Here is a 25,294-nt window from a genome sequence, read left to right as displayed (position 1 = left end):
GAATGGAGTTCTTTATGGCTGATACATCTTTCGACGTCGTCGTGATCGGTTCGGGCCCGGGCGGCTATGTGACGGCCATCCGCGCCGCGCAACTTGGCTTCAAGACCGCAATCGTCGAGAAGGCGTATCTCGGCGGTATCTGTAACAACTGGGGCTGCATCCCGACCAAGGCGCTGCTGCGTTCGGCGGAAATCTACCACTACATGAAGCACGCCAAGGACTACGGCCTGTCGGCGGACAATGTGTCGTTCGATCCGAAAGCGGTGATCGCGCGCTCGCGCGGCGTGGTGAAGCGCCTCAATGGCGGCGTCGAATACCTGATGAACAAGAACAAGATCACGATCATCTGGGGCGAGGCGACGCTGCAAGAAGCTGGTAACGGCAGCGGCAAGTTCACGGTGAAGAAAACCGAGGCGGCTGCGCCCAAGGGCGCGCTGGGCGAGGGCGCATATACCGCCAAGCACATCATCGTCGCGACGGGTGCGCGTCCGCGCGTGCTGCCGGGCCTTGAACCTGACAAGAAACTGGTCTGGACCTATTTCGAGGCGATGAACCCCGACAAGATGCCGAAGTCGCTTCTGGTTGTTGGCTCCGGTGCCATCGGCATCGAGTTCGCGTCGTTCTACCGCACCATGGGTGCGGAGGTAACGGTGGTCGAAGTGCTGCCGCAAATCCTTCCCGTCGAGGACGCCGAGATCGCGGGCTTCGCGCGCAAGCAGTTCGAGAAGCAGGGCTTTAAGATTCTTGCAAACACGAAGGTCACCAAGCTCGACAAGAAGGCCGACAGCGTGATCGCGACCATCGATGACGGCAAGGGCAAGCCGCAGACTGTTGAGTTCGATCGCGTGATTTCAGCGGTCGGCGTGGTCGGCAACATCGAGGGCTTCGGGCTTGAAAAGCTCGGCGTGAAAACCGACCGCGGCTGCATCGTCATCGACGGATACGGCAAGACCAACGTGCCCGGCATCTACGCCATCGGCGACGTTGCGGGTCCGCCGATGCTCGCGCACAAGGCCGAACATGAAGGCGTTATCTGCGTGGAGGCCATCAAGGGTCTTCACCCGCATCCGATGGACAAGACGCTGATCCCGGGCTGCACGTATTGCCATCCGCAGATCGCTTCCGTCGGTCTCACCGAGGCGAAGGCGAAAGAGGCGGGCAAGGACATCCGCGTCGGGCGCTTCCCGTTCGTCGGCAACGGCAAGGCCATCGCGCAGGGCGAAGATCAGGGCATGGTGAAAGTGATCTTCGACAAGAAGACCGGCCAGCTTCTCGGCGCGCATATGGTGGGCCACGAGGTCACCGAACTCATTCAGGGCTTCGTCGTGGCGATGAATCTCGAGACCACCGAGGAAGAGCTGTTCCACACCATCTTCCCGCATCCGACCATCTCGGAAACGATGAAGGAAGCGGTGCTCGACGCTTACGGGCGCGTGCTGAATATGTGACGACGCTTACAGTGATGTGAGGCAAGGTTGTAAGAGGCTGACCATAACGCATTCAGTATTTTCAGGCCCTCGCCAATGGTTTGAATACGAACTGATACTCGTCATGGCCGGGCTTGTCCCGGCCATCCACGCCTTTTCTTGCTGCAACATCGCCAAGACGTGGATGGCCGGAATAAATCCGGCCATGACGGAGCGGCAAAATAGAGTTTGGTTTAACTGGCTGCTACTTTTGAGCGAGACTGTAAGCTAGAACCTGTAGTTCAGGCCGACCCGCGCGATGTTTAGTTCGGTGGCGAACTTCGCGATGTAGGTGTTCGGCAACGTTCCCGGAGTCGGCGTTACCGCGGACGCCGTGATCGTCTGCTCGAAACGCGCGTAGAGATACTCGCCCTTCAGCGACCAGTTCTGCCCCAGCGCATATTCGAGCCCGCCGCCGGCCGTCCAGCCCGGAGTCAGGCTGCTCGATGAACCCGCAAAACAGCTATTTGGAAACGCGCCGCCGCAATTGGTCGAGGTGCCGATACCGATGAGATTGATAGTGCCGCCGGGCGCGATGTCGAGCGTTGCTGCGTTGTTCAACTGCGCATAGGCGAAGCCGCCGGTGGCGTAGACCATTAACCTATCGGTCGCCAGATAGCCGAGCCGGGCGCGAACCGTCCCGAAGTACTGGATATCCTGGCTTGCCGACGAGACCAGAGCGCCTCCGATATAAGGCGTTGCGCCCGACCCGCTGATATCGGCGAACTGGAAGTCGGCTTCGACACCGGCAACCCAGGCCGGCTGGAATTGATAGTTGTAACCGATCTGCGCGCCGCCCAGGACGCCCGACGATCCGACGCGATCGCCATTCGCGGGAAGATCGACGCCGGCACCGAAAAAGATCGCGGTGACCGGATCGCTGGTGCCGTAGCCGACGTTGGTGTTGCTCCAGCCTCCGCCAATGTTCACGCCCGCGTAAAATCCGGTCCAGCTTGCAATCGGAGCAACCGGAGCCTTGCGATAGAGGTCGGCGGCGTGAGCTGTCGCGGAGAGGGTAGCGACGAGGGTGGCGGCGAGGGCGATCATTTTCATGAAAATAGCCTGCGAGTGAATACGCAAAGCTACCTGACTCGGGCACCCGAGTCTGTAGCGGTGGAACCACACCCGAGGCTCTCTCTTGCCCGGACGCGTCGTCGCCTGCGGAGACGTCCTGATTGGAGGAGGACGGTGGATGGAGCAAAAAACGCGTCGCCACGATGTTTTCACAATGTCAGGATGACAGAACGGTACAACAGAAGCGGTCTTTCGATACCGATGAATGGGGGCAGACAATGAACGATGCACAGGCATTCTTCAGCCAGCCGGGGGTTGGTTTCTTCACCATGCTCCTGATCGGCGCCATCGCCGGCTGGATCGCGGAGCGGGTGACCGAGTCCGACCACGGCATCTTCACCAACATCCTGGTCGGGATCGCGGGGTCGTTCGTCGGCGCGAAGCTGGCTGAAATCGCGCAGGTGTCGGTGTTCGGCTTCTGGCGTACGCTTATTTCAGCGGCAATCGGCGCGGTCCTTCTGCTGTTTGCCTGGCGCATGATCCGCGGCCGGCGGTAACCGCTCAACTTCGTCCAGTCTCCCCTCGTCACAAACGGGCAGCCGCGGCATCGTTGCCGCGGTGCAACGGATGTGGCGCGCCTACAACACTTCGTGAACATTTAACCGTGGCCCCAGCAAGCGCTTGCGCGCGCCGCGATTTAGCCACACGCCTCCATGAGATCATTGTTCGTAGGCTAAACGCCACGGCATTTGCGAAGGTGTTGGAAAAACCTCCCATTTTCAGGGGTTTTCTGGATCTCACGGAGAGGCCGCGGGACAGGGTTCACGATGGACGCGAAGAGCAACATCAAGGCGCGACTCCCGAGCCGTCACGTGACGGAAGGCCCCGCGCGTGCGCCCCATCGCTCGTACCTCTATGCCATGGGCCTCACCACCGAGCAGATCCACCAGCCGTTCGTCGGCGTGGCGTCCTGCTGGAATGAAGCCGCCCCCTGCAATATCTCCCTGATGCGCCAGGCGCAGGCCGCCAAAAAGGGCGTCGCTGCCGCCCACGGCACCCCCCGCGAGTTCTGCACTATCACTGTGACCGACGGCATCGCCATGGGCCACGACGGCATGCGGTCGTCGCTTCCGTCGCGCGAAACCATTGCGGATTCTGTGGAATTGACCGTCCGCGGCCATGCCTATGACGCCCTGATTGGGCTCGCGGGCTGCGACAAGTCCTTGCCCGGCATGATGATGGCCATGCTGCGCCTCAACGTGCCGTCGATCTTCATCTACGGTGGGTCGATCCTGCCCGGCAACTTCCGCGGCCAGCAGGTCACCGTCCAGGATATGTTCGAGGCGGTCGGCAAGCATTCGGTCGGCGAGATGTCCGACGAGGATCTGGACGAAATCGAGCGGGTGGCATGCCCGTCCGCCGGCGCCTGCGGCGCCCAGTTCACCGCCAACACCATGGCGACCGTGTCCGAGGCCATCGGGCTTGCCCTGCCGTACTCGGCCGGCGCACCGGCGCCTTATGAAATTCGCGACGCCTTCTGCATGGCGGCTGGCGAGAAGATCATGGAATTGATCGCGCTGAATATCCGTCCGCGCGACATCGTTACCCGTAAGTCATTGGAAAACGCCGCGGCCGTGGTCGCCGCGTCGGGCGGCTCGACCAATGCTGCGCTGCATCTGCCGGCCATGGCGCATGAGTGCGGAATTGAATTCGATCTGTTCGACGTCGCCGAAATCTTCAAAAAGACACCGTATATCGCGGATTTGAAGCCGGGCGGTCGTTATGTCGCCAAAGACATGTTCGAGGCTGGTGGAATACCGCTTCTGATGAAGACGCTCTTGGACAACGGTTACTTGCACGGCGACTGCATGACGGTCACCGGGCGCACGATCGCCGAAAACCTCAAGAGCGTGAAATGGAATCCTCATCAGGACGTGGTGCGTCCTGCCGATAATCCGATCACCGTGACCGGTGGCGTGGTCGGCATGAAAGGTAATCTCGCGCCGGATGGTGCGATCGTGAAAGTCGCTGGAATGTCGGTGCTGAAGTTCACGGGACCCGCGCGTTGCTTCGATTGCGAAGAAGACGCGTTCGAATCCGTGAACAAGAAGACCTACAAGGAAGGCGAAGTTCTCGTGATCCGGTACGAGGGCCCCAAGGGTGGCCCCGGCATGCGCGAAATGCTGCAGACCACGGCGGCTCTCACCGGCCAGGGCATGGGCGGCAAGGTTGCTCTCATCACAGACGGACGTTTTTCGGGAGCCACCCGCGGCTTCTGCGTTGGCCATGTCGGACCCGAGGCGGCCGTCGGCGGCCCGATCGGTCTGATCCGCGACGGCGACATCATCGAACTCGACGCGGTCGACGGCACGCTCAGCGTCAAGCTGACGGATGCCGAACTGGCCGAGCGCCGGAAAGCCTGGAAGCCGCGCGAAACCAAGGTCGGCTCCGGGGTGCTCTGGAAATATGCCCAGCAGGTCGGCCCGGCGGTCAAAGGCGCCGTAACCCATCCCGGCGGGTCGGCTGAGAAAGTGTGTTATGCGGACATCTGAGCGCATTGGCATCGTCGCCGCCCTGACGGTCGCGATTTTCGTGGCAGATCCGGTCGTTGCCTTTGAAGGCACGTCGCCGGGCAATCAGGACGCCGCGCTGCCGATCGTTGCCGCCCCGAGCGGTGTGGCTGTCTTGAAGAAGCCGCTTCCTCCCGCCGATATCCCGCAGGCGCCGTCGCTGACCGCCTTGCAGTACGCCGCCGAGGGCGGTCATCCGGTGGCGCAGTGGAAGCTCGGCCGGATGTACGCCAAGGGCGATGGCGTGGCGCAGGACGACCTGCGCGCCTACGATTATTTCAGCAAGATCGCGAACGCCCATGCGGAAGACAGCCCGTCTGCACCGCAGGCGACGATCGTCGCCAACGCTTTCGTGGCGCTGGGACGGTATTACGTGTCCGGCATTCCGAACTCGCGGGTGAAGGCCGATCCGGAGCGGGCGCGGGAAATGTTCTCCTACGCCGCGTCGTATTTCGGCAATGCCGAAGCCCAGTACAATCTGGCGCGGATGTATCTCGACGGCGTCGGCATGCCGCGGGATTCGAAGTACGGCATTCGCTGGCTCGGTCTGGCCGCCCGAAAGGGCCAGCATCAGGCGCAGGCGCTGCTCGGCCAGATGCTGTTCAACGGCGATCGCGCGCAGCGTCAGGCCGCCCGCGGCCTGATGTGGCTGACGCTGGCGCAGGACAGCGCCGGGCCGGACGAGACCTGGATCAAGGACAGCTACAAGACCGCGCTCGCCAAGGCGTCTGAGGACGACCGGGCGATGGCATTGCAGATGCTGGAGCGCTGGGTTCAGGGCCGGCGGGACTGAGTGCGGTAACCCAAACAGAATTCGCCAGGCGGTCGCCGGTTAGTTGAGATCCAGATCGATCCACACCGGAACGTGATCCGAGGCTTTTTCCCATCCCCTGACGTGACGATCGATGCCGGCATCGCGCAGCCGGTCGCTGGCCTGCGGTGACAGCAGCAGGTGGTCGATCCGGATGCCGTTATTTTTCGGCCAGGCGCCGGCCTGATAATCCCAGAAGGTGTACTGGCCGGGCTGATCGGACACGGCGCGGATGGCGTCGGTCAGGCCAAGGTTGAGCAGGGCGCGGTAGCGTTCGCGGGTCTTCGGCAGGAACAGCGCATCGCCCGCCCATGCCGCCGGATTGTAGACGTCGCCATTGGCCGGAATGACGTTGAAATCGCCGGCCAGCACCAGCGGCTGCTCGCCCTTCATACGCTCCTTCGAGTATTCAAGGAGGCGCTCCATCCATTTGATTTTATATGGATATTTCTCGGTTTCCGGAGGATTTCCGTTGGGCAGGTAGAGGCACGCGATCCGCAGCGAGCCGTTCGGATACGACACCACGCCTTCCAGAAAACGTGCGTGCAGATCCTCGGGATCGCCGCCGAGTCGGGGCGTGGTTTCGTCGAAACGATACTTCGAGAGCAGCGCCACGCCGTTGAATGTCTTCTGGCCGTGGGTCACCACGTTGTAGCCGAGCGCCTCGATCGGCTCGCGCGGGAATGCCTCGTCCACGCACTTGATTTCCTGCAGGCAGACGATGTCCGGGGACCGCTCCTGGAGCCATGCCAGCAGATGATCCAGCCGCTGGCGGACAGAGTTAACGTTCCAGGTGGCGATCCGCATGTCAGTTCCGTTAATCCCGTTAGGCACGTGGGCGATATTTAATGCGTATGCCGTACCATGCTTCAAGCGGCTGTGATAAGTCGAATACAAATAACGCTGGAAAACCAGTACTATGGGGTTGGGGGGAAAGATGGCTGCCACGAGTTGGACTGCCTGCTCCTGTGAGTCGGTATGATCAAAGATAATTTTAAGAAACGTGCCCTGCTGATTGCCGGCATTGCCGTTGCCGCAATCGCAATCTATGCGACCCGCTCGATGTGGACCGGAAACGCAACCACGGCGAAGGCGCCGCCCCGTGTGCGGACCGTATCGGTTGAAATTGCCAAGGCCGAAAAGAAGCCGGTCCCGATCGATGTCGATTCCATCGGAGCGGTGACGCCGATCTCGAGTGTCGCGCTGAAATCGCGGGTCGAGACCACAATCGTTGACGTTCACTTTGAGGACGGTGCTCGCGTGAAGGAGGGCGATCTCCTGTTCACGCTGGATGCGCGCCAGATCGATGCGCAGATCGCGCAGGCGGAAGGCAATCTGGCCCGTGATCGTACCCAACTCGCCGCGGCAGAGCGCGACCTGAAGCGTTACACCGAACTGATCGGGAAAGGCGCGACCACGCAGGTCAATGTCGATAACGCGAAAACGGCATCCGACAATGCGGCGGCGACGATCCAGGCCAATCAGGCCCTTCTCGACAATCTGAAGGTTCAGAAAAGTTACACCCAGATCAAAGCGCCGATCAGCGGCCGCATCAGCGCCGCGTCCGTCAAGGTCGGGAATTTCGTCCGGCCTGCGGACACGACGCCTCTGGCGGTCATCAATCAGATGGCGCCGGTTTATGTCACGTTCGCAATTCCCCAGCGCGTGCTGAGCGAACTGCGCGACGCGATGAAGACCGGACAGTCTTCGGTGACGGCAACAATTCCCGGCAGCGGCAAGTTGGAGACCGGCATCGTCGCCATGGTTGAAAACACTGTCGATCCGGCCACCGGCATGGCCACCGTCCGCGGCAAGATGAACAATGAAAGCGAAGTTCTGTGGCCGGGCATCCTGGTCAACACGACGCTCACGGTCCGGACCGAGCAAGCGGTTGTGGTTCCGTCTGTCGGGGTCCAGCGCAGCCAGACCGGGAACTTCGTGTTCGTGGTCAAGGACGGCAAGGCGCTGGTGCAGCCTGTGACAGTCAGTCGTACGTCTCAGGGCATGTCGGTGATCGACAGCGGTCTGGAGGGCGGAGAGAGTATCGTCGTCGATGGCCAGTTGCTGCTGACGAACGGCACCGCTGTCGAGCCGCGAAGCCGCAAGGCCGGAGCTTAACACATGAACCTGTCGGAGCTTTGCATCCGTAGACCGGTGATGACGACGCTGATGACAGCGTCGATCATCGCGTTCGGCGTGTTCGGCTTCCGGCTGTTACCGGTGTCCGCGCTTCCCAAGGTCGACTTTCCGACCATCGCCGTCACCGCGACCTTGCCGGGCGCGAGCGCGGACACCATGGCGGCGTCCGTCGCCGGTCCGATCGAGCGTCAGCTCTCGACCGTCGCGGGTATCTCGTCGATGTCGTCGAGTTCGTCGCAGGGAACGACCACGATCACGATTCAGTTCGATCTGAACCGCAACATCGATGGCGCCGCGCTTGACGTGCAGACCGCATTGACCGTCGCCCAGCGCCGTCTGCCGGTCGAGATGATCATTCCGCCGACGTTCCGAAAGGTAAATCCGGCCGAGTTTCCGATCCTGTTCCTTTCGATGAACTCCGAGACGCTGCCGCTCTCGACCGTCAATGAATACGGTGACATCACTGTCGGTCAGGCGCTGTCGCAAATTCCGGGTGTCGCGCAGGTCCTGATCTATGGCGCGCAGAAGTTCGCCATCCGTGTGCAGGCGGACCCGGAGGCGGCCGCGGCGCGGGGACTTTCCCTGGAGGATATTCGAACCGCCGTATCGCGCGCCAACTCATCCACGCCGGTCGGCACGCTCAACGGCCCCAAGCAGGACATCGCGCTGCAGGCGTCGGCCCAGTTGAACAAGGCCGTCGATTATCGGCAGGTCGTGGTGGCATGGCGCAACGGCTCGCCGGTGAAGCTCGATGAGGTCGCCCGAATTTACGACGCGGTCGAGAATGACAAGGTGGCGACCTGGTTCAATGGCCGCCGCGCCATTGTGCTCGCGATCCAGAAGCAGCCGGATGCCAACACGGTCGCTGTCGTCGACGCGGTCAAGGCGAAGCTGCCGGCGCTGCGCGCCCAGATTCCGCCGTCGGTGACGATGGACGTGATGTTCGACCGCTCCGTGTCGGTTCGGGAGTCGGTGGCGGACGTCGAGGAGACCCTGCTGATCGCGGTCGGTCTCGTGATCGTCGTCATCTTCCTGTTCCTGCGCTCCGCTTCGGCGACGTTCATTCCCGCGCTCGCGGTTCCGATCTCGCTGTTCGGTACCTGCGCCGTGATGTACACGCTGGATTATTCCATCAACAACATGACGCTGCTGGCGCTGACCCTGTCCGTCGGATTCGTGGTCGACGACGCCATCGTCATGCTCGAAAACATCGTGCGATATATCGAGCAGGGCATGAAGCCCTATGAGGCAGCCTTGAAGGGCGCCCGCGAGATCGGCTTCACGATCTTGTCGATCACGTTCTCGCTGATCGCGGTCTTCATTCCGGTGCTGCTGATGGGCGGTATCGTGGGACGCGTGTTCCGAGAATTCGCCGTCACGATTTCGGTGGCGATCCTCGTGTCGGGGTTCGTCTCGCTGACCTTGACGCCAATGCTCTGTGCGCGCGTGCTGAAGGCGCACGATCCGCATCATCGCCCCAACTTCGTCCTTCGCTGGTTTGAAGTGATGTTCAACTCGTGGCTTCGCGCCTACGAGTGGTCGCTCGATCGCGTCCTGGCCTACAAGTCCGTGATGCTGGTGGTCACGCTGGCGACGCTCGGCGCAACCGTCTGGCTGTATATCATCGTTCCGAAGGGCTTCTTTCCGCAGGAGGACACCGGCTTTCTTGTCGGCGTGACGGAAGCCGCGACCGACACCTCGTTCCAGGCGATGAGCGAGCGGCAGAAGTTGCTGGCCGATGCGCTGCGGGCCGATCCGGCGGTTGAATTCGTCAACAGCACGGTCGGTTCAGGCGGTCCCAATGCGACTGCGAACTACGGCCGCCTCTTTATCGGGTTGAAACCGAAGGACGAGCGCGCACCCGTGCAGGTTGTCGTCGCGCGCTTCCGGCAGACGGCGTTGCAGGTGCCGGGGTTGCAGGCGTTCTTCCAGAGCATCCAGAACCTCAACATCGGCGGGCGCGCGTCGAAGAGCCAGTATCAGTACACGCTGCAGAGCGGCGACACGGAATCGCTCTATCGCGTCGCGCCGGAAATGCGCGACCGGATCGCCAAGGTGCCCGGGCTGCTCGACGTCACCACCGATCTCTACATCAAGAACCCGCAGCTCACGGTCGAGATCGACCGCGAGAAGGCTGCGGTCTACGGCGTCACCGCCGACCAGATCCGCAACCAGTTGTTCAACGCTTACGGCGCGCGGCAGGTGGGCACCATCTACATGCCTTCGAATGACTATCAGATCATTCTCGAGGTGCAGCCGAAATTCCGTGTCGATCCGACTGACCTGTCCAAGCTCTATGTGAAGACGGCGAACAATCAGACGATCCCGCTTGAGGCGGTGGCGAAGATGGTGCCGACGGTTGGTCCGCTGCAGATCAATCACCAGGGACAGCAGCCGGCGGTGACGATCTCGTTCAACCTTCAACAGGGGACGTCGCTCGGTTACGCGGTCGACAAGATCACCCAGATCGAACAGGAATCGAACCTGCCGGCGACAGTCACGACCGGATTCTCGGGAACGGCGCAGGTGTTCCAGGATTCGCTGCGCGGGCAGGGCGTGCTGATCCTCGCCGCGGTGTTCGCCGCTTTCGTGATCCTGGGCATTCTCTACGAGAGTTTCATCCATCCGATTACGATCATCTCCGGCCTGCCGTCGGCGGGCATCGGCGCAATCTTGACGCTGATGCTATTCAACATGGAACTGTCGGTGATCGCGATGATCGGCATCGTCATGCTGGTCGGCATCGTCAAGAAGAACGCCATCATGATGGTGGACTTCGCCATCGAACGCCGCGCTCACGGCTTGAGCGCCGAACACGCCATTCGCGAAGCGGCGCTGCTCCGCTTCCGGCCGATCATGATGACGACGTTCGCGGCGATCTTCGGCACGCTGCCGATCGCGCTGGGCGCGGGCGCGGGTGCCGAACTGAGGCAGCCGCTGGGTGTGTCGGTGGTCGGCGGTCTCTTGGTGTCGCAGTTGCTGACGCTGTACATCACGCCGGTGGTCTACATCTATCTCGATCGTCTCGATCGCCGCCTGAAGCGGCGTCTCGATCCGACCTTGCAGGAAACCCCGGATGTTCAGCCTCCGCGCGTTGCAGCGGCCGAGTAGAATCCCGATGTGCATCACGCGAGCGAGTTCATGGTGGCGCGTCGCAATCGCCGCTGTCGCGTTGCTGGCTGTCGCACCCGCGCATGCATCTGAGGAGCCGATCGAGATCTTCGACGCGCACCTGCACTACAACTGGGAGCCGAATCCGTATTATCAGGTCGAGGAGGTGCTCGCGCTGTTCAAGAAGCATCGCGTCACCGGCGTTCTCGCGACCAGCCGTCCCAACACCGGGACGCATGCGCTGATGGACGCAAAGGCTGACGGGCTTTGGGTGGTGCCGTTCATTCGCCCGTACCGTGTCCGCCCCGACATCCAGACCTGGTTCAACGATCCGACGATCTTCGATCTGGTGGAGGATGAGTTCAAGCGCGGCTACTACCGCGGCATCGGTGAGTTTCATCTCTCGGGCAAGGCCGCGGCCACCGAGTGGGTCAAGAAGGCCGTGGACTTCGCGGTCGCCAACGATCTCTACCTTCACGCTCACGCCGACGATGAGGCCGTCGAAATCCTGATGCGCCACAACGGGCGCGCGAAGATCATCTGGGCGCATACCGGCTTCAGCCTTGCGCCGAGCCGTGTCGCGTCGATGCTGGCGACCTATCCGCAGCTATGGGGTGAACTGTCGTATCGTGGCGGCATCACCGGCGCCGGCGGCCAACTGACGCCGGAATGGCGTGCGATGTTCGAGAAATATCCGGATCGTTTTCTGCTGGGGTCGGATACCTGGATCAGCGAACGCTGGTCGAGCTACGGCGCGATCATGGCTGAATACCGCGGCTGGCTGAAGCAACTGCCGCCGGCGGTCGCCAAGCAGATCGCGCACGGCAACGCGAAGCGGCTGTTCGCCGCCAAATAAGCCGGACATTAGAGGTTAGATCGAGAAGCTGGTGCCGCAGCCGCAGGATGCGGTGGCGTTCGGATTGACCACACGGAACGACGCGCCGATCAGATCATCGACAAAGTCGACTTCCGATCCGGCCAGGAACGGCACGGACGCCGGGTCGACCAGCACCACGGCGCTGTCGCGCTCGATCACCAGATCGTCGTCGGCCTTGGCGCGCTCGACATCGAATTTGTACTGGAAACCCGAGCAGCCGCCGCCTTCGACGCTGATGCGCAGCATCGCGCCTTCACCCTCGGATTTGAGGATCGTGCCGATTCGCTTCGCAGCCCGCTCGGAAATCGTAACGTTGGCGGCGGTTTCGGTCGCTACGGCGGTCATCAAGAGTCTCCGAAATCGGGGGTATTTGAATGTCCCCGTGTGTCATAGTTAAGTGCGCTGGACGCCAGAATCAAACATCGAAAGTAGAATAATTCGTATGTCGGTCGGAATGGCTGCCCCTCCCGTGGTCTATGGCTGCGATCCCGGTCAAAGCCGCGGCAGGCGGTTCAACGAGCCGCCCAGCCTGCGCCGCAGCGACTTCCGCCGCGATTGTGACCGCGTCATCCATTCCAACGCGTTCCGCCGCCTGAAGCACAAAACCCAGGTTTTCGTGTTCCACGAAGGCGATCATTACCGGACCCGCCTGACTCATACGCTGGAGGTGGCGCAGATCGCTCGCGCGCTGGCGCGGCAGCTCGGGCTCGACGAGGATCTCACGGAAACGCTGGCGCTGGCCCATGACCTTGGCCATCCGCCGTTCGGTCATGCCGGGGAGCGTGCCCTCGACGAGTGCCTGCGGGGCCACGGCGGTTTCGATCACAACGCGCAGAGCCTGCGCGTGGTAACACTGCTGGAACGGCGCTATCCGCAGTTCGACGGCCTCAATCTGACCTGGGAATCGCTCGAGGGCATCGTCAAGCACAACGGGCCGTTGATCGATCGCAACGGCGAGCCCGTCGGCCGTTATCGCGATCACGGCGTGCCGGTCGGGATCTCGGAGTACGTTGCCTGGCACGATCTCGAACTGTGGAGCTACGCCTCGCTGGAAGCGCAGGTTGCCGCCGTCGCGGATGACATCGCCTATGACGCGCACGACATTGACGACGGATTGCGGGCAGGGCTGTTCACCGTCGATGATCTTGGAGCCATTCCGCTGATCGCCGACATCAACGCCGTCATCACGGCGCGCTATCCCGTGCTCGATGAGACCCGCCGCGGCGCCGAACTGGTGCGCGAACTGATCTCTTATCTGATCGAGGATGTGTTCTCGGAAACACGCAAGCGGCTCACGGCCCTGCACCCCGGCAGCGTGATCGATGTGCGCAATCATGACGCCACGCTGGTCAGTTTCTCGACTGAGGCCGAGAAAATCGAAGCGACGATCAAGGCCTTTCTCAAAACGCGAATGTATCGCCACGAACGGGTGATGAGCGTGATGCGGGACGCTGAGGCCGTGGTCCGCGATCTGTTCGCACGCTATCAGGCCGAACCGGGCGATCTGCCCGCCGAATGGCTCCTGCACGACGGCGAGGACGACGACGCCGGCCGGGCGCGCCGGATCGGCGATTTCATTGCCGGAATGACCGACAGATACGCCATTATCGAGCACCAGCGGCTTTTTGACTTGACCCCGGATTTACGTTAGGCGGCGGCCTGAATATGCCGATTTCGCGCGCTTACCAGGACATTCTCCAATGACTTCGCCCAGCAAGCCCCAGCATTTGTTCGCCGATGTGCTTTCGCGCGTGCATGCCGCATGCGCGTCGCTCGGCAGCGAGGGCGTCCTGCCTGTGGGCATCGACCTGACGCGCGTGGTGGTGGAGCCGCCGCGCGACGCCACCCACGGCGACATGGCGACCAACGCGGCGATGGTTCTGGCCAAGGACGCCAAGGCGAAGCCACGCGAGCTTGCCGACAAAATCGCGGAAAAGCTGCGCGCCGATCCGATCGTTGAAAGCGTCGATGTCGCCGGACCGGGCTTCATCAATCTGACCTTGAAGACGACAGCGTGGTTCGGCGCGTTGCGGACGGTGCTGGAGCAGGGCAGCGGCTATGGCCGCAGCGCGATCGGTGCTGCCGAGAAGGTCAACGTCGAGTATGTCTCTGCCAATCCGACGGGGCCGATGCATGTCGGCCATTGCCGTGGCGCGGTGTTCGGCGACGCGCTGGCGAGCCTGTTGTCGTTCGCGGGCTATGACGTCGCGAAGGAATATTACATCAACGACGCCGGCGCGCAGGTCGATGTGCTCGCGCGCTCGGCGTTCCTGCGCTATCGCGAGGCGCTCGGCGAAGCCATCGGCGACATTCCCGAAGGGCTTTATCCCGGCGATTATCTTGTGCCGGTTGGGAAGGCGCTGGCCGCGGAGCATGGCGACAGGCTGCTGAACCAATCCGAGGCAGAATGGCTGCCGCTGGTGCGCGCAAAAGCCATCGCCATGATGATGGACATGATCAAGGGCGATCTCGCTGCGCTCAACATCCGGCACGATGTGTTCTTCTCCGAACGCTCGCTCAACGAGAACGGCAATGATCGCGTCGGCGCCACCATCGCCGGACTGCGTGCGAAGGGCGATGTCTATGAAGGTCGCCTGCCGCCGCCCAAGGGCGCGCCGGTCGAGGATTACGAAGATCGCGAACAGACGCTGTTCCGCGCCACCGCGTTCGGCGACGACGTCGATCGTCCGCTGAAAAAGTCGGACGGCTCGTACACCTACTTTGCGTCCGACATCGCCTATCACAAGACCAAGGTCGATCGCGGCTTCCTCAACATGGTTGACGTATGGGGCGCGGATCACGGCGGCTACATCAAGCGCGTGCAGGCGGCGATCAAGGCCGTCACTGGCGGCAAGGCTGCGCTCGACGTGAAGATCGTGCAGCTCGTCAAGCTGCTGCGCAACGGCGAGCCGGTGAAGATGTCGAAGCGCTCCGGCGATTTCGTCACGCTGCGCGAGGTGGTGGACGAAGTCGGTTCCGACGCCGTGCGCTTCATGATGCTGTTCCGCAAGAACGATGCGGTGCTCGATTTCGACCTTGCCAAGGTGATCGAGCAGTCGAAGGACAATGCGGTTTTCTACGTGCAGTACGGGCACGCGCGCGGGCACTCGATTTTCAAGAATGCGCGCGAGACGGTTCCATCATTGCCAGAAGAGGCAGCCGCGCGCGTCGCCTTCCTGCGTGATGCGAAGATCGAGCGTCTCAGCGATCCGGTCGAACTGAGCCTGATCCGGCAGATCGCGCTGTACCCGCGGATCGTGGAAGCGGCGGCGCTCGCACATGAGCCACACCGAATCGCGTTTTACCTGTATGATCTCGCAAGCGAATTCCATGCGCTCTGGACCAAGGGTCGCGATTTGCCCTATTTACGCTTCATTATCCAGAATGATGCAGAGATAACAATCGCGCGACTGGCCTTGGTTCAGGGCGTCGTCTCGGTTCTGGCTTCAGGCCTCGCCGTACTCGGCGTCCATGCTCCAGACGAGATGCGATAGTTGGGGATTTGACCGCCGCGGGGAACGGGTGGCGGCAGTGTGAATAGCGGCCGCTCCGTTTGAATGACGGGAGCGACGCTTTCCCGAAGGGGATGCAACATCGCAATGGCGGATCAATATCGCGACAGACCGTTTCCGGCGGATGACGACTACGCCCGGGATCAATCTCGTATTGCCCCACAGCAAGGCGCGAGTGATCCGTTGGCCGAACTGGCTCGCCTGATCGGGCAGACCGATCCGCTTTCGAGCTTTGCCGGCGATCCGCAAAGGCAGGCGCAGCAGCCGACACAGCCTGCTCAGCACGACCAGTACGACGACGCCTACGAGCCCGCCGCCGAGGAGGAAGTTCCTGCGAGCCGTCCGTCGTGGATGCAAAACCTGACTGCGTCCCGGCATGCACCGCAGGAGCCGGCCTACCGGCAGGAGCCGGCCTATCGCGACGAGGAGCCCCAAGAGGATCATTACGATCCGCGCTATGCGCGCCCTCAGACCGATCCGGCCTACGGCGGCCAGGCTCCGCAGTTCGATCACTCCGGCTACGATCCAGTGCTGCCACTGCAGGCGCATGGCCGTCAGGCGGCCAGCGGTGATCGTTACGATGACGTCCTCTATGGCCGGCCGGATCATGATCCCGGCCACGATCAGTTTCCGCAGGACGGGCATTATGGCGACGGCGCCTACGACCGGCCGCCTTTCGAAGAGAATTACGAACAGGAGCCGAAGTCGCGTCGCGGCGGGACCATGACGGTTGTGGTCGTTCTCCTGCTTGCAGTTGTCGGCACCGGTGCGGCATTCGCTTACCGGACCTTCGTCGGCTCGCCGCGCAGCGGCGAACCTCCTGTCATCAAGGCGGACGCCGGACCGAACAAGATCATCCCGCCCGGCGGAATCGATAGTTCAGGCAAACAGATCTACGACCGCGTCGGCGACAAGTCGGCCGAGCGCGTGGTGTCCCGCGAAGAACAGCCTGTCGATGTCAACGCCAGGACCGGTCCGCGCGTGGTGTTTCCGCCGCTGACCCAGAACGCGAACCCGCCGTCAGTCGCCAGCGCGTCAACCAACGTCCGGCCGACGGGCGCGGGCGTCGGCAACGGCACGCTCACCGGCGGTGAGGAACCGCGAAAAATCCGTACCCTGAGTATTCGCCCGGACCAGCCGGATTCATCCGCTGCGGCCACCCCGGCGCGGGCGCAGGGTCCGGCCCCGCAACGCGCTCCGGCTCCAGCCAGCACCGCCTCCACCGGCGCGCCGCAGGCCAATGCGCCGGTTTCGATCGCGCCGCAGGCGCAGCCCGCTGCGGCTCCTCCGGAGCCACGAGCGAAGGTTGCCGCGATAAACCCTGCGGCGGTCACGGGCGGCGGGGCCTATGTGCAGGTCTCCTCGCAGAAGTCCGAGGCGGACGCGAAGGCCTCCTTCAAGGCTATCCAGAGCAAGTATTCGGGCATTCTCGGCTCGCGAACCGCGTCGATCCATAAGGCCGATATCGAAGGCAAGGGTACGTTCTACCGCGCGATGGTTGGGCCGTTCGGGACCAACGACGAGGCCACGCAGTTCTGCGTGAACCTCAAATCGGCCGGCGGGCAGTGCGTGGTCCAGCGGCGCTAGTAATTTGAACTAGGCGGTACCGCCAAACCTTTGAGAACGGTTGCGATTGTGGATGACACCCACAATCACGTGCGAATTCGCCGGGTTTCCTTGACCCTGGCGCCACGCGCGGGCTAATCGCCGACTTATGGCCGCGCGCGCATTCATCACGGGTGTCTCCGGAACCGCTTTGACCGACGATGAGCGTGCATTTCTGCGCGACCAGCGGCCGTGGGGCTTTATTCTTTTCAAGCGCAATATCGAGACTCCTGACCGAGTCATTCGACTGGTTGAGGAAATGCGCTCTGCCGTCGGTCAGCCCGAGGCGCCGGTCCTGATCGATCAGGAAGGTGGCCGGGTTCAGCGGCTCCAGCCGCCCCATTGGCCGTCCTATCCGCCCGGCGCGGTCTTCAGTGCGCTGTACGAAATCGACCGCGAAGCCGGGCTTGAGGCCGCCCGTCTGTCGGCCCGGCTGATTGCCGCCGATCTGGCCGATCTCGGGATCACTGTGGATTGCCTGCCGCTGGCGGATGTTCCGGTTCCCGGAGCGGACTCGGTGATCGGCAACCGGGCCTATGGCACGACCCCCGGCCAAGTGGCCGCGATTGCTCGCGCGGTGACCGATGGGCTGGCGCAGGGCGGCGTGTTGCCGGTCCTGAAGCACATTCCCGGCCACGGAAGGGCCACAGCGGACAGCCATTTTCAGTTGCCGACGGTCGATACCCCGGCGGCGGAACTCGCCAAAACCGACTTTGCGGCCTTTGCGCCGCTTGCCGATCTGCCGATGGCCATGACGGCGCATGTTGTGTTTAGCGCCCTCGACCCCGCCCAACCTGCGACGACATCTGCGACAATCATTGAACAGGTGATTCGCGGGACCATTGGATTCCAGGGTTTGTTAATGAGTGATGACGTGTCCATGAACGCCTTGCAGGGATCGATCGCGGAACGGACGCGCGCGAGTTTCGCGGCGGGCTGTGACGTCGTCCTGCATTGCAACGGCAAGCTCGACGAGATGCGGCAGGTCGCCGGCGAAACGCCGATGCTCGCGGGTGAGGCCTTGGCCCGCGCGGATTGTGCTCTGGCCTCGCGCCGAACCCCGCAGCCGTTCGACCGTGGAGCGGCGCGTGCCGAACTCGACCGGCTGATCGATCGGGCAGGGAGCCTGACGTCATGAGCGCGGAAATCCTTTCCTTCGAAACAGGTTTGCCGGCGGACAACGCTGATGACGAGCCGGCGCTGGTTGTCGATGTTGAGGGCTACGAAGGTCCGCTCGACCTGTTGCTGGCACTTGCGCGTCAGCAGAAGGTCGATCTCGCCAAGATTTCCATTCTGGCGCTGGCCGATCAGTACCTCGTTTTCATCGAGGCCGCGCGCAAGCTGCGGCTTGAACTGGCCGCCGACTATCTCGTGATGGCGGCGTGGCTGGCGTATCTCAAGTCCCGCCTGCTGCTGCCGGAGCCGCCCGAGGCTGAAGGACCGAGCGCCGAGGACCTCGCCACCGCGCTGGCCAACAGGCTGCGCAGGTTGGAGCAAATTCGCGAGGCATCGAACCGCCTGATGACCCGGCCGCAGTTGCGCCGCGATATTTTCCCGCGCGGTCAGCCGGAAACGATTGCCCAGGTCAAGCATGCCCGCTGGACCGCGACGCTGTACGATCTTCTGACCTCCTACGCCACGCAGCGTCAGCAGCGTGTGCTGGCGACGGTGCATCTGACCAAGCGGACCGTATGGTCGCTGTCCGAGGCGCGCGCGTCGCTGGAACGGCTGGTTGGCTCGGCAGAGTCCGAGGACTGGGCGAACCTTGATGAGTATCTGATGCGCTACGTCGTCGATCCGACGCAACGGGCGACGGTGTTCGCGTCGAGTTTCGCCGCGGCGCTTGAGCTTGTGCGCGAGGGCACGCTGGATCTGCACCAGAAAGAAGCGTTCGCACCTTTGTATTTTCGTAAGCACGTCGAGCTTTTGCCTTCCGACGCTCATGCAGCGTCGGAAGTGCAAGCCGATTAGTGGAAGACGTCGAGTAAGTGGAAGAAGGAGACAGGGCCATGCCAAGTCCGGCGAGAACGAGTGTGGCGGCGCAGCACGTTGCTCCGGTCGAGCAGGATTCCGTGCTGGAGTCTTCGCAGGAATCTTTGCAAGAATCTTCAAACGATACCGTCGCGCGTCCCGAGGAACTGCGTCTGCTCGAAGCCTTGCTGTTTGCTTCGACCGAGCCGCTCGATGAGCCATCGCTCGCCAAGCGCATGCCCGAAGGAGTGGACGTCAAAGCCGCGCTGGCGCAGTTGCAGGCCGACTATGCCATGCGCGGCGTCAATCTGGTTCGTGTCGCCAGCAAGTGGACCTTCCGTACCGCCGGTGATCTCGCCTGGCTGATGACCCGTGAAAGCGTCGAGACGCGCCGCCTGTCGCGTGCGGCGATCGAGATGCTGGCGATCATTGCCTATCACCAGCCGGTGACGCGCGCCGAGATCGAGGAAATCCGCGGCGTCGTCACGTCGAAGGGCACGCTGGACGTGCTGCTGGAAACGGGCTGGATCCGTCCGCGCGGCCGTCGCAAGACACCGGGCCGGCCGCTGACCTTCGGCACCACCGAAGCCTTCCTCTCGCAGTTCAGCCTCGAAGCGCTTGGCGATCTGCCCGGTCTCGACGAGTTGAAGGGCGCGGGCCTGCTGGATACCCGGCTGCCGGGCGGCTTCGCAGTTCCATCGCCGTCGGACGATCCGGCGCTGCGCGAGGATGAAGAGCCGCTCGAGCCCGGCGATCTCGAATTGGCTCTGGCGCCCGCCGTGGAGCCGGAAAAGAGCGAAGAAAGCTGAGTTTCGGCGCTGCGGGCGGCTGGATTGCGGCCGCTATGAGTGAACATTAACTCTCGTGTCAATGCGCCGGTTTGCGCAGTCGTGACGCGGGGTTAATCCTTGTTTTTGACACCTCTGGGGCCTACTTTCCGGTTAGATATCACCGGAAAACCCGGTCGCGTGTTTGGAGGATGGCAGTATGGGTTCGTTTAGTATCTGGCACTGGATCGTCGTGATCGGCGTCGTCCTGCTGCTGTTCGGCCGTGGCAAGATTTCGGATCTGATGGGCGACGTCGCGCAGGGCATCAAGGCCTTCAAGAAGGGCATGGCCGATGACGAGAAGCCGGCCGAGAAGCCCGAGCCGGTCAAGACCATCGACAGCACGCCGCAGGCTACCACCTCCTCGCGGAGCGATGTCGGAAGCAAAGCGGTCTGATTTCAGAAAGCGCTTTTCCTGATTGAAGTACGGGGCAAAGCCCCGTGAGCGGAATTTTTCATGTTCGACATCGGGTGGAGTGAACTGGTCGTCATCGGCGTCGTTGCGCTGATCGCCATCGGCCCGAAAGAGTTGCCCGGTGTGCTGCGCACGGTCGGGCAGTGGATGGGCAAGGCGCGCCGCATGGCCTCCGAATTCCAGGGCCAGTTCAACGAGGCGATGCGCGAAGCCGAAATGGCGGACATCAAGAAGACGTTCGATGATGCCTCCGCCGCCGCCAAGGATCTGTCACCGACCAATCTGCTGACGTCCCTCAACAAGGACGTCGAGGACGCCATGAAGATCGACCCGCCGGTGACGCCGACCACGCCTGAGCCGCCGACGGCCGCGACGTTCGCCGAGGCTGAGGCCCATGCGCCGGCCATTGAGCCCCCAACGCCGGCCGTACCGGACGCCAAAGCGTCATGAGTGCAGAAGACATCGAAGCCACCAAGGCGCCCTTGATGGACCACCTGATCGAGCTGCGTTCGCGGCTGATCAAGGCGCTGCTCGCATTCGCGCTGGCGTTTATCTTCTGCTTCTTCTTCGCCAAGCAGATCTACAACGTGCTGGTGTGGCCGTTCGTCTGGGTCGCGGGACCGGAGAATTCCAAGTTCATCTATACCGCGCTGCTGGAATACTTCCTGACGCAGTTGAAACTCGCGATGTTCGGCGCTGGCTTCATTTCGTTTCCGGTGATAGCCGCGCAGATCTACATGTTCGTCGCGCCGGGCCTCTACAAGCACGAGCGCGGCGCGTTCCTGCCGTACCTGATCGCGACGCCGATCTTCTTCGCGCTCGGCACGCTGCTGGTCTATTTCCTCGTGCTGCCGATGCTGATCCGCTTCTCGCTCGGCATGCAGCAGATGGGCGGCGACGAGACGGCGCAGATCGCGCTGCTGCCGAAAGTCGGCGAGTATCTCTCGCTGATGATGTCGCTGATCTTCGCGTTCGGCATCGCGTTCCAGTTGCCGGTGATCCTGACGCTGCTCGGCCGGATCGGAATCCTGACCTCGAAGCAGCTCCGCGAGAAGCGGCGCTATTTCATCGTGGTGGCATTTGTCATCGCCGCGGTGCTGACCCCGCCGGACGTCATCAGCCAGATGTCGTTGGCGATTCCGTTGCTGATCCTCTACGAGGGCTCGATCCTGTCGGTGGCCATTGTGGAGAAGAGGGCGGCCAAGCAGGCCGCCGGGACGCAGCCGCCGGCGGACGCGCCGCCGACACCTCCGGCCACGACCCCGGCGGAGTAGCGGTTAACCCCCGGTACTCCCGGCGTCATCCTGAGGTGCGCGCTCTTTCTTGCGCGCCTCGAAGGATGGCCACATGCACCGCTGATCGCCATCCTTCGAGGCTCGCCAAAGACGGCTCGCACCTCAGGATGACGGCCTCAGCGAGCGATATTGCGCTGTCTGTTCAGCTATCATTGATGCCACACGCTCGATTCGTCATGCCCGGGCTTGACCCGGGTATCCACGACTTGTTCTAACCACCAGCAAATACGTGGATGGCCGGGAAACCTGGCCATGACGCAGGATAGTTCTCATGCACGACATCAAATGGATTCGCGACAACCCGAACGCGTTCGACGCGGCTCTCAAGCGCCGAGGGGCGGCCGCGTTGTCAGCATCGCTGATCGCGCTGGACGAGAAGCGCCGCGCGGCCATTCTGGCGTCGGAGCAGGCGCAGGCGCGCCGCAACGCGGCCTCGAAAGAAATAGGCGACGCCAAGAAGTACAAGGACGTTGCCCGCGCCGACGCGCTGATGGCCGAAGTCGGCGAGCTCAAGACCAAACTCCCCGAGCTTGAGGCGACGGTGAAGAAGTTCGAAGACGACCTCAAGACAGAACTCGCGCAGATTCCGAATCTGCCGCTCGATGAAGTGCCGGACGGCGCCGACGAGCACGGCAATGTCGAACATCATCACTTCGGTGCGAAGCGCAATTACGCGTTCAAGCCGAAGGAGCATGTCGAACTCGGCGAAGCTCTGAAGTTCATGGACTTCGAGGCGGCGACGAAAATGTCCGGCGCGCGGTTTGTTGTGTTGAAGAAAGGCCTCGCGCGGCTGGAGCGCGCCATGGGCCAGTTCATGCTCGATCTGCACACCGGCGAGCACGGCTACACGGAGGTGAATCCGCCGCTCTTGGTCAGGTCGCAGGCCATGTATGGGACGGCTCAACTCCCCAAATTCCGAGATGACCAATTTCAAACCTACACGGATGATGTTCGTAAACAAGAAATCCGCGATGTTCTAGAAGTGACGGATAAGGCGATAAAGCTTCATGGTCCTTCGGTCATGGATAAAATAACGAAGTTCACCATCAACTTTGAGACCAAAGATCCCGAGGTTGTCCCGGTTACGGATGAGAATGTCGATCGCCACTGGCTCATCCCCACTGCCGAAGTTCCTCTGACCAATCTCGTTCGCGAATCCATTCTCGACGAAAAAGAATTGCCGATGCGGCTGACCGCGCTGACGCCGTGCTTCCGCGCGGAAGCGGGCGCTGCGGGACGCGACACGCGCGGCATGATCCGCCAGCATCAGTTCACCAAGGTTGAACTGGTGTCCATTACCACGCCGGAAGAGTCGAAGAACGAACACGAGCGCATGCTGTCATGCGCCGAAGAGGTTCTGAAAAAGCTCGACCTGCATTACCGCGTCATGACGCTGTGCACCGGCGACATGGGCTTCGCGTCACAAAAGACTTACGACATCGAAGTATGGATGCCGGGACAGGGTGAGGGCGGCATGTACCGCGAAATCTCGTCATGTTCGGTGTGCGGCGATTTCCAGGCACGGCGCATGGACGCGCGTTCGCGCGGTCCCGACGGCAAGCCGCGCTTCGTGCATACGCTAAACGGCTCAGGCACTGCGGTCGGCCGCGCATTGATCGCCGTGATGGAAACCTATCAGCAGGAAGACGGCTCGATTGCCGTGCCGGATGTGTTGCAGCCGTATATGGGCGGGCTCAAAGTGATCGAACGCGATATCTAAAACCGTCATGCCCGGGCTTGACCCGGGCATCCACGACTTGTTCTAACCCAGGCAAATGAAGACGTGGATGGCCGGAACAAGTCCGGCCATGACGACAAAAGAAACATAAGGCGAGCCATGCGAATTCTCTGCACCAACGACGACGGCATTCACGCGCCGGGCCTCAAGGTCCTTGAGGAGATTGCAAAGCAATTGTCGGACGACGTCTGGGTTGTTGCGCCCGAACTCGATCAATCCGGCGTGTCGCATTCATTGTCGCTGAACGATCCGCTGCGGTTGCGCGAAGTCGGGCCGCGTCACTTTGCTGTGCGCGGCACGCCGACCGATTGCGTCATCATGGGATCGCGTCACATTCTCGGCGACAAGGGGCCTGACCTCGTGCTGTCCGGCGTCAACAAGGGTCGCAACGCCGCCGAAGACGTTGTGTATTCGGGCACCATCGCCGGCGCGCTGGAAGGCACCATCCTGGGTCTGCCGTCGTTCGCGCTGTCGCAGGAGTTTTCCATGGAGACGCGCAACAAGCCGCTGTGGGACACTGCGCTGAAATTCGGTCCTGATGTGATCCGCAACGTGATGAAACTTGGCGTGCCGCGTGACACGGTGGTCAACGTCAATTTTCCCGCATGTCTTCCGGACGAGGTGAAGGGCATTGCCGTCACGCGACAAGGCAAGCGCAATCAGGGTTTCCTGAAAATCGACAGCCGTCAGGACGGGCGCGGCAATCCGTATTACTGGATCGGCTTCGAGCGGCTTGCGATGCTGGAAGTGCCCGCGGAGGGGACCGATCTCGCAGCACTCGCCGCGAAGTTCGTATCGGTCACGCCGCTGCGGCTGGACCGCACCGATGTCGCGTTTTCGGAAAAGCTGAAGGGCGTGTTGAAATAGGGCACTTCGTCTCCGTCATTGCGAGCGAAGCGAAGCAATCCAGAGCAACAAGGAACTGGATTGCGTCGTCGCAAGTGCTCCTCGCAATGGCGGCCTACGCCGCGATGCCTTTCAGAACCGTCTCGATCGTGCGTGCCAGCGTTTCGATCTGAAAAGGCTTTTGCAGCGTCGGACGGTCGCGGAATTTTTCCGGGAGACCCTGCGCGCCGTAGCCGGTCGCGAACACAAAGGGGAGGCCGCGCATCTGAACGGCTTCGGCGACCGGTGTGATCACCCTGCCGTTGACGTTGACGTCGAGAATGGCGATGTCGAAGTCGATTGCCTGTACGAGCCTGATGCCTTCGTCGATGTCGCCTGCTTCACCGGAAATCGTGTAGCCAAGCTCCTCGAGCATGTCGGCAACCATCATGCGGATCATGACTTCGTCTTCGACCAACAGAATCGACGTTCGCGATCCTGCTTTGAAATTGCCCGGCATTCGGTCCCCAAACGACAAATCTGGACTGCTACAGAAATAACATAATTATCCAGCGCACAAACTCACACCTGATCTAAAAGTTCCATGAGCAGGAACTTTTTTTAAGCCTCTCAAATGAGGTCAGGAAGGCACCGGAAAGAACCGGCCCCGCCCGGTCGCCAGCACGTTGCCGGTGGACAGGTCCTCCAGCCGGCCTTCCACGTCCACATAGCGGCCATGGTCGGTCACCAGCGAACCGCGCCCGACGATCGGCGTCTCGGTCGGCACCGGTTTGATGTAGCGGATGGTCAATTCGCCGGTCACCCCCAGCCGCCCCGTGACCCGGAGCACCGTGGCTGCCAGCACCTCGTCGAGATAGGCGGCAACGATGCCTCCGTGCGCGGCGCCCGGAGGCCCTTCGTGTTGTCGCGAAATGAGGATCGGCGAGGCGACGCCTTCGTCTGTCCTGAAAGTGCGCACATGCAAGCCCGTGGGATGCGAGGGACCGCAGCCGAAGCATTGATGAAAGCGGTTGTCTGGCTCGCCCGAGAGGCGCTGTTCCTCCAAGCCGTCAAAGGTGGAGCGAAATGGTTCGGGAAGAGATAAGGTCATGAGAGTC

General features: G+C 62.1%; 23 protein-coding genes. 18 read left to right on the top strand and 5 right to left on the bottom strand.

Annotated features, from left to right (window positions below; translation table 11 throughout):
- Positions 1-14: 14 nt before the first annotated feature.
- Positions 15-1,448, top strand: a complete 1,434-nt coding sequence (gene lpdA / locus YH63_RS19275; protein WP_046829917.1) for a dihydrolipoyl dehydrogenase — start codon at positions 15-17, stop codon at positions 1,446-1,448.
- 246 nt (positions 1,449-1,694) lie between these two features.
- On the opposite strand, the gene YH63_RS19270 is transcribed toward lpdA, so the two are convergent.
- The gene (locus YH63_RS19270) at positions 1,695-2,519 is read right to left on the bottom strand and encodes an outer membrane protein (protein WP_083992733.1); all 825 of its coding nucleotides are present in this window, start codon (positions 2,517-2,519) and stop codon (positions 1,695-1,697) included.
- Positions 2,520-2,758: 239 nt separating this feature from the next.
- Between YH63_RS19270 and YH63_RS19265 the strand changes: the two genes are divergently transcribed.
- The 3 genes from YH63_RS19265 (at position 2,759) to YH63_RS19255 (ending at position 5,843) form a co-directional block, all read left to right on the top strand.
- Complete coding sequence (locus YH63_RS19265) at positions 2,759-3,037, top strand: GlsB/YeaQ/YmgE family stress response membrane protein (RefSeq protein ID WP_046829916.1); 279 nt, start codon at positions 2,759-2,761, stop codon at positions 3,035-3,037.
- Positions 3,038-3,307: 270 nt separating this feature from the next.
- Positions 3,308-5,032 (top strand): dihydroxy-acid dehydratase, encoded by a 1,725-nt coding sequence (gene ilvD, locus YH63_RS19260; protein WP_046829915.1) that lies wholly within the window; start codon positions 3,308-3,310, stop codon positions 5,030-5,032.
- Entirely contained in the window at positions 5,019-5,843 is an 825-nt protein-coding gene (locus YH63_RS19255; RefSeq protein WP_046829914.1) for a tetratricopeptide repeat protein, read from the top strand. The genes ilvD and YH63_RS19255 overlap by 14 nt, the downstream gene beginning before the upstream one ends.
- 39 nt (positions 5,844-5,882) lie before the next feature.
- Here YH63_RS19255 and xth read toward each other — a convergent pair whose 3' ends face one another.
- Complete coding sequence (gene xth / locus YH63_RS19250) at positions 5,883-6,668, bottom strand: exodeoxyribonuclease III (RefSeq protein ID WP_046829913.1); 786 nt, start codon at positions 6,666-6,668, stop codon at positions 5,883-5,885.
- 171 nt (positions 6,669-6,839) lie between these two features.
- Here xth and YH63_RS19245 point away from each other — a divergent pair, with 171 nt between their 5' ends.
- The 3 genes from YH63_RS19245 to YH63_RS19235 are packed head-to-tail and all read left to right on the top strand — an operon-like array spanning position 6,840 to position 11,967.
- On the top strand, positions 6,840-7,979 hold the full coding sequence (locus tag YH63_RS19245) for an efflux RND transporter periplasmic adaptor subunit (RefSeq protein ID WP_046829912.1): 1,140 nt from the start codon (positions 6,840-6,842) through the stop codon (positions 7,977-7,979).
- A 3-nt stretch (positions 7,980-7,982) separates the two neighbouring features.
- Positions 7,983-11,111 (top strand): efflux RND transporter permease subunit, encoded by a 3,129-nt coding sequence (locus YH63_RS19240; RefSeq protein ID WP_137325249.1) that lies wholly within the window; start codon positions 7,983-7,985, stop codon positions 11,109-11,111.
- Positions 11,077-11,967, top strand: coding sequence for an amidohydrolase family protein (locus tag YH63_RS19235; protein WP_246658088.1), 891 nt, complete (start codon positions 11,077-11,079; stop codon positions 11,965-11,967). Before YH63_RS19240 ends, YH63_RS19235 begins: the two co-directional genes overlap by 35 nt.
- A gap of 15 nt (positions 11,968-11,982) precedes the next feature.
- On the opposite strand, the gene erpA is transcribed toward YH63_RS19235, so the two are convergent.
- A complete protein-coding gene (gene erpA / locus YH63_RS19230; RefSeq protein ID WP_046829909.1) occupies positions 11,983-12,333 on the bottom strand; it encodes an iron-sulfur cluster insertion protein ErpA in 351 nt (116 codons plus the stop codon).
- Between the two features lie 97 nt (positions 12,334-12,430).
- On the opposite strand from erpA, the gene YH63_RS19225 reads away from it, so the two are divergent.
- From YH63_RS19225 to surE, 11 genes are all read left to right on the top strand, one after another.
- Positions 12,431-13,639, top strand: coding sequence for a deoxyguanosinetriphosphate triphosphohydrolase (locus tag YH63_RS19225; protein ID WP_046829908.1), 1,209 nt, complete (start codon positions 12,431-12,433; stop codon positions 13,637-13,639).
- Positions 13,640-13,688: 49 nt separating this feature from the next.
- On the top strand, positions 13,689-15,482 hold the full coding sequence (argS, locus tag YH63_RS19220; RefSeq protein ID WP_046829907.1) for an arginine--tRNA ligase: 1,794 nt from the start codon (positions 13,689-13,691) through the stop codon (positions 15,480-15,482).
- Between the two features lie 105 nt (positions 15,483-15,587).
- Positions 15,588-17,087 carry an SPOR domain-containing protein gene (locus YH63_RS19215; RefSeq protein ID WP_046829906.1) on the top strand — a complete coding sequence of 500 codons (1,500 nt, stop codon included), beginning with the start codon at positions 15,588-15,590 and terminating at the stop codon, positions 17,085-17,087.
- A gap of 127 nt (positions 17,088-17,214) precedes the next feature.
- The gene (gene nagZ / locus YH63_RS19210; RefSeq protein ID WP_046829905.1) at positions 17,215-18,243 is read left to right on the top strand and encodes a beta-N-acetylhexosaminidase; all 1,029 of its coding nucleotides are present in this window, start codon (positions 17,215-17,217) and stop codon (positions 18,241-18,243) included.
- Positions 18,240-19,076, top strand: a complete 837-nt coding sequence (locus tag YH63_RS19205) for a segregation and condensation protein A (protein WP_046829904.1) — start codon at positions 18,240-18,242, stop codon at positions 19,074-19,076. The genes nagZ and YH63_RS19205 overlap by 4 nt, the downstream gene beginning before the upstream one ends.
- A gap of 38 nt (positions 19,077-19,114) precedes the next feature.
- On the top strand, positions 19,115-19,885 hold the full coding sequence (gene scpB / locus YH63_RS19200) for an SMC-Scp complex subunit ScpB (protein WP_170978719.1): 771 nt from the start codon (positions 19,115-19,117) through the stop codon (positions 19,883-19,885).
- A gap of 178 nt (positions 19,886-20,063) precedes the next feature.
- Positions 20,064-20,300 (top strand): twin-arginine translocase TatA/TatE family subunit, encoded by a 237-nt coding sequence (locus YH63_RS19195; protein ID WP_046829903.1) that lies wholly within the window; start codon positions 20,064-20,066, stop codon positions 20,298-20,300.
- 60 nt (positions 20,301-20,360) lie between these two features.
- Positions 20,361-20,768 (top strand): Sec-independent protein translocase protein TatB, encoded by a 408-nt coding sequence (gene tatB / locus YH63_RS19190; RefSeq protein WP_046829902.1) that lies wholly within the window; start codon positions 20,361-20,363, stop codon positions 20,766-20,768.
- Positions 20,765-21,592, top strand: a complete 828-nt coding sequence (tatC, locus tag YH63_RS19185; RefSeq protein ID WP_046829901.1) for a twin-arginine translocase subunit TatC — start codon at positions 20,765-20,767, stop codon at positions 21,590-21,592. The genes tatB and tatC overlap by 4 nt, the downstream gene beginning before the upstream one ends.
- 292 nt (positions 21,593-21,884) lie before the next feature.
- Entirely contained in the window at positions 21,885-23,333 is a 1,449-nt protein-coding gene (serS, locus tag YH63_RS19180; RefSeq protein ID WP_046829900.1) for a serine--tRNA ligase, read from the top strand.
- 117 nt (positions 23,334-23,450) lie between these two features.
- Positions 23,451-24,218, top strand: a complete 768-nt coding sequence (gene surE / locus YH63_RS19175; protein ID WP_046829899.1) for a 5'/3'-nucleotidase SurE — start codon at positions 23,451-23,453, stop codon at positions 24,216-24,218.
- A gap of 94 nt (positions 24,219-24,312) precedes the next feature.
- Here the strand turns inward: surE and YH63_RS19170 are convergent, their stop codons facing one another.
- Entirely contained in the window at positions 24,313-24,696 is a 384-nt protein-coding gene (locus YH63_RS19170; protein WP_046829898.1) for a response regulator, read from the bottom strand.
- 120 nt (positions 24,697-24,816) lie between these two features.
- The gene (locus tag YH63_RS19165; RefSeq protein ID WP_046829897.1) at positions 24,817-25,287 is read right to left on the bottom strand and encodes a PaaI family thioesterase; all 471 of its coding nucleotides are present in this window, start codon (positions 25,285-25,287) and stop codon (positions 24,817-24,819) included.
- Between the last annotated feature and the right edge of the window lie 7 nt (positions 25,288-25,294).

The organism is Afipia massiliensis, assembly GCF_001006325.2.
Classification (GTDB): Bacteria; Pseudomonadota; Alphaproteobacteria; order Rhizobiales; family Xanthobacteraceae; genus Afipia; species Afipia massiliensis_A.
Note: the sequence above shows the minus strand (reverse complement) of the source record. Positions and strands in the feature narration are given on the sequence as shown.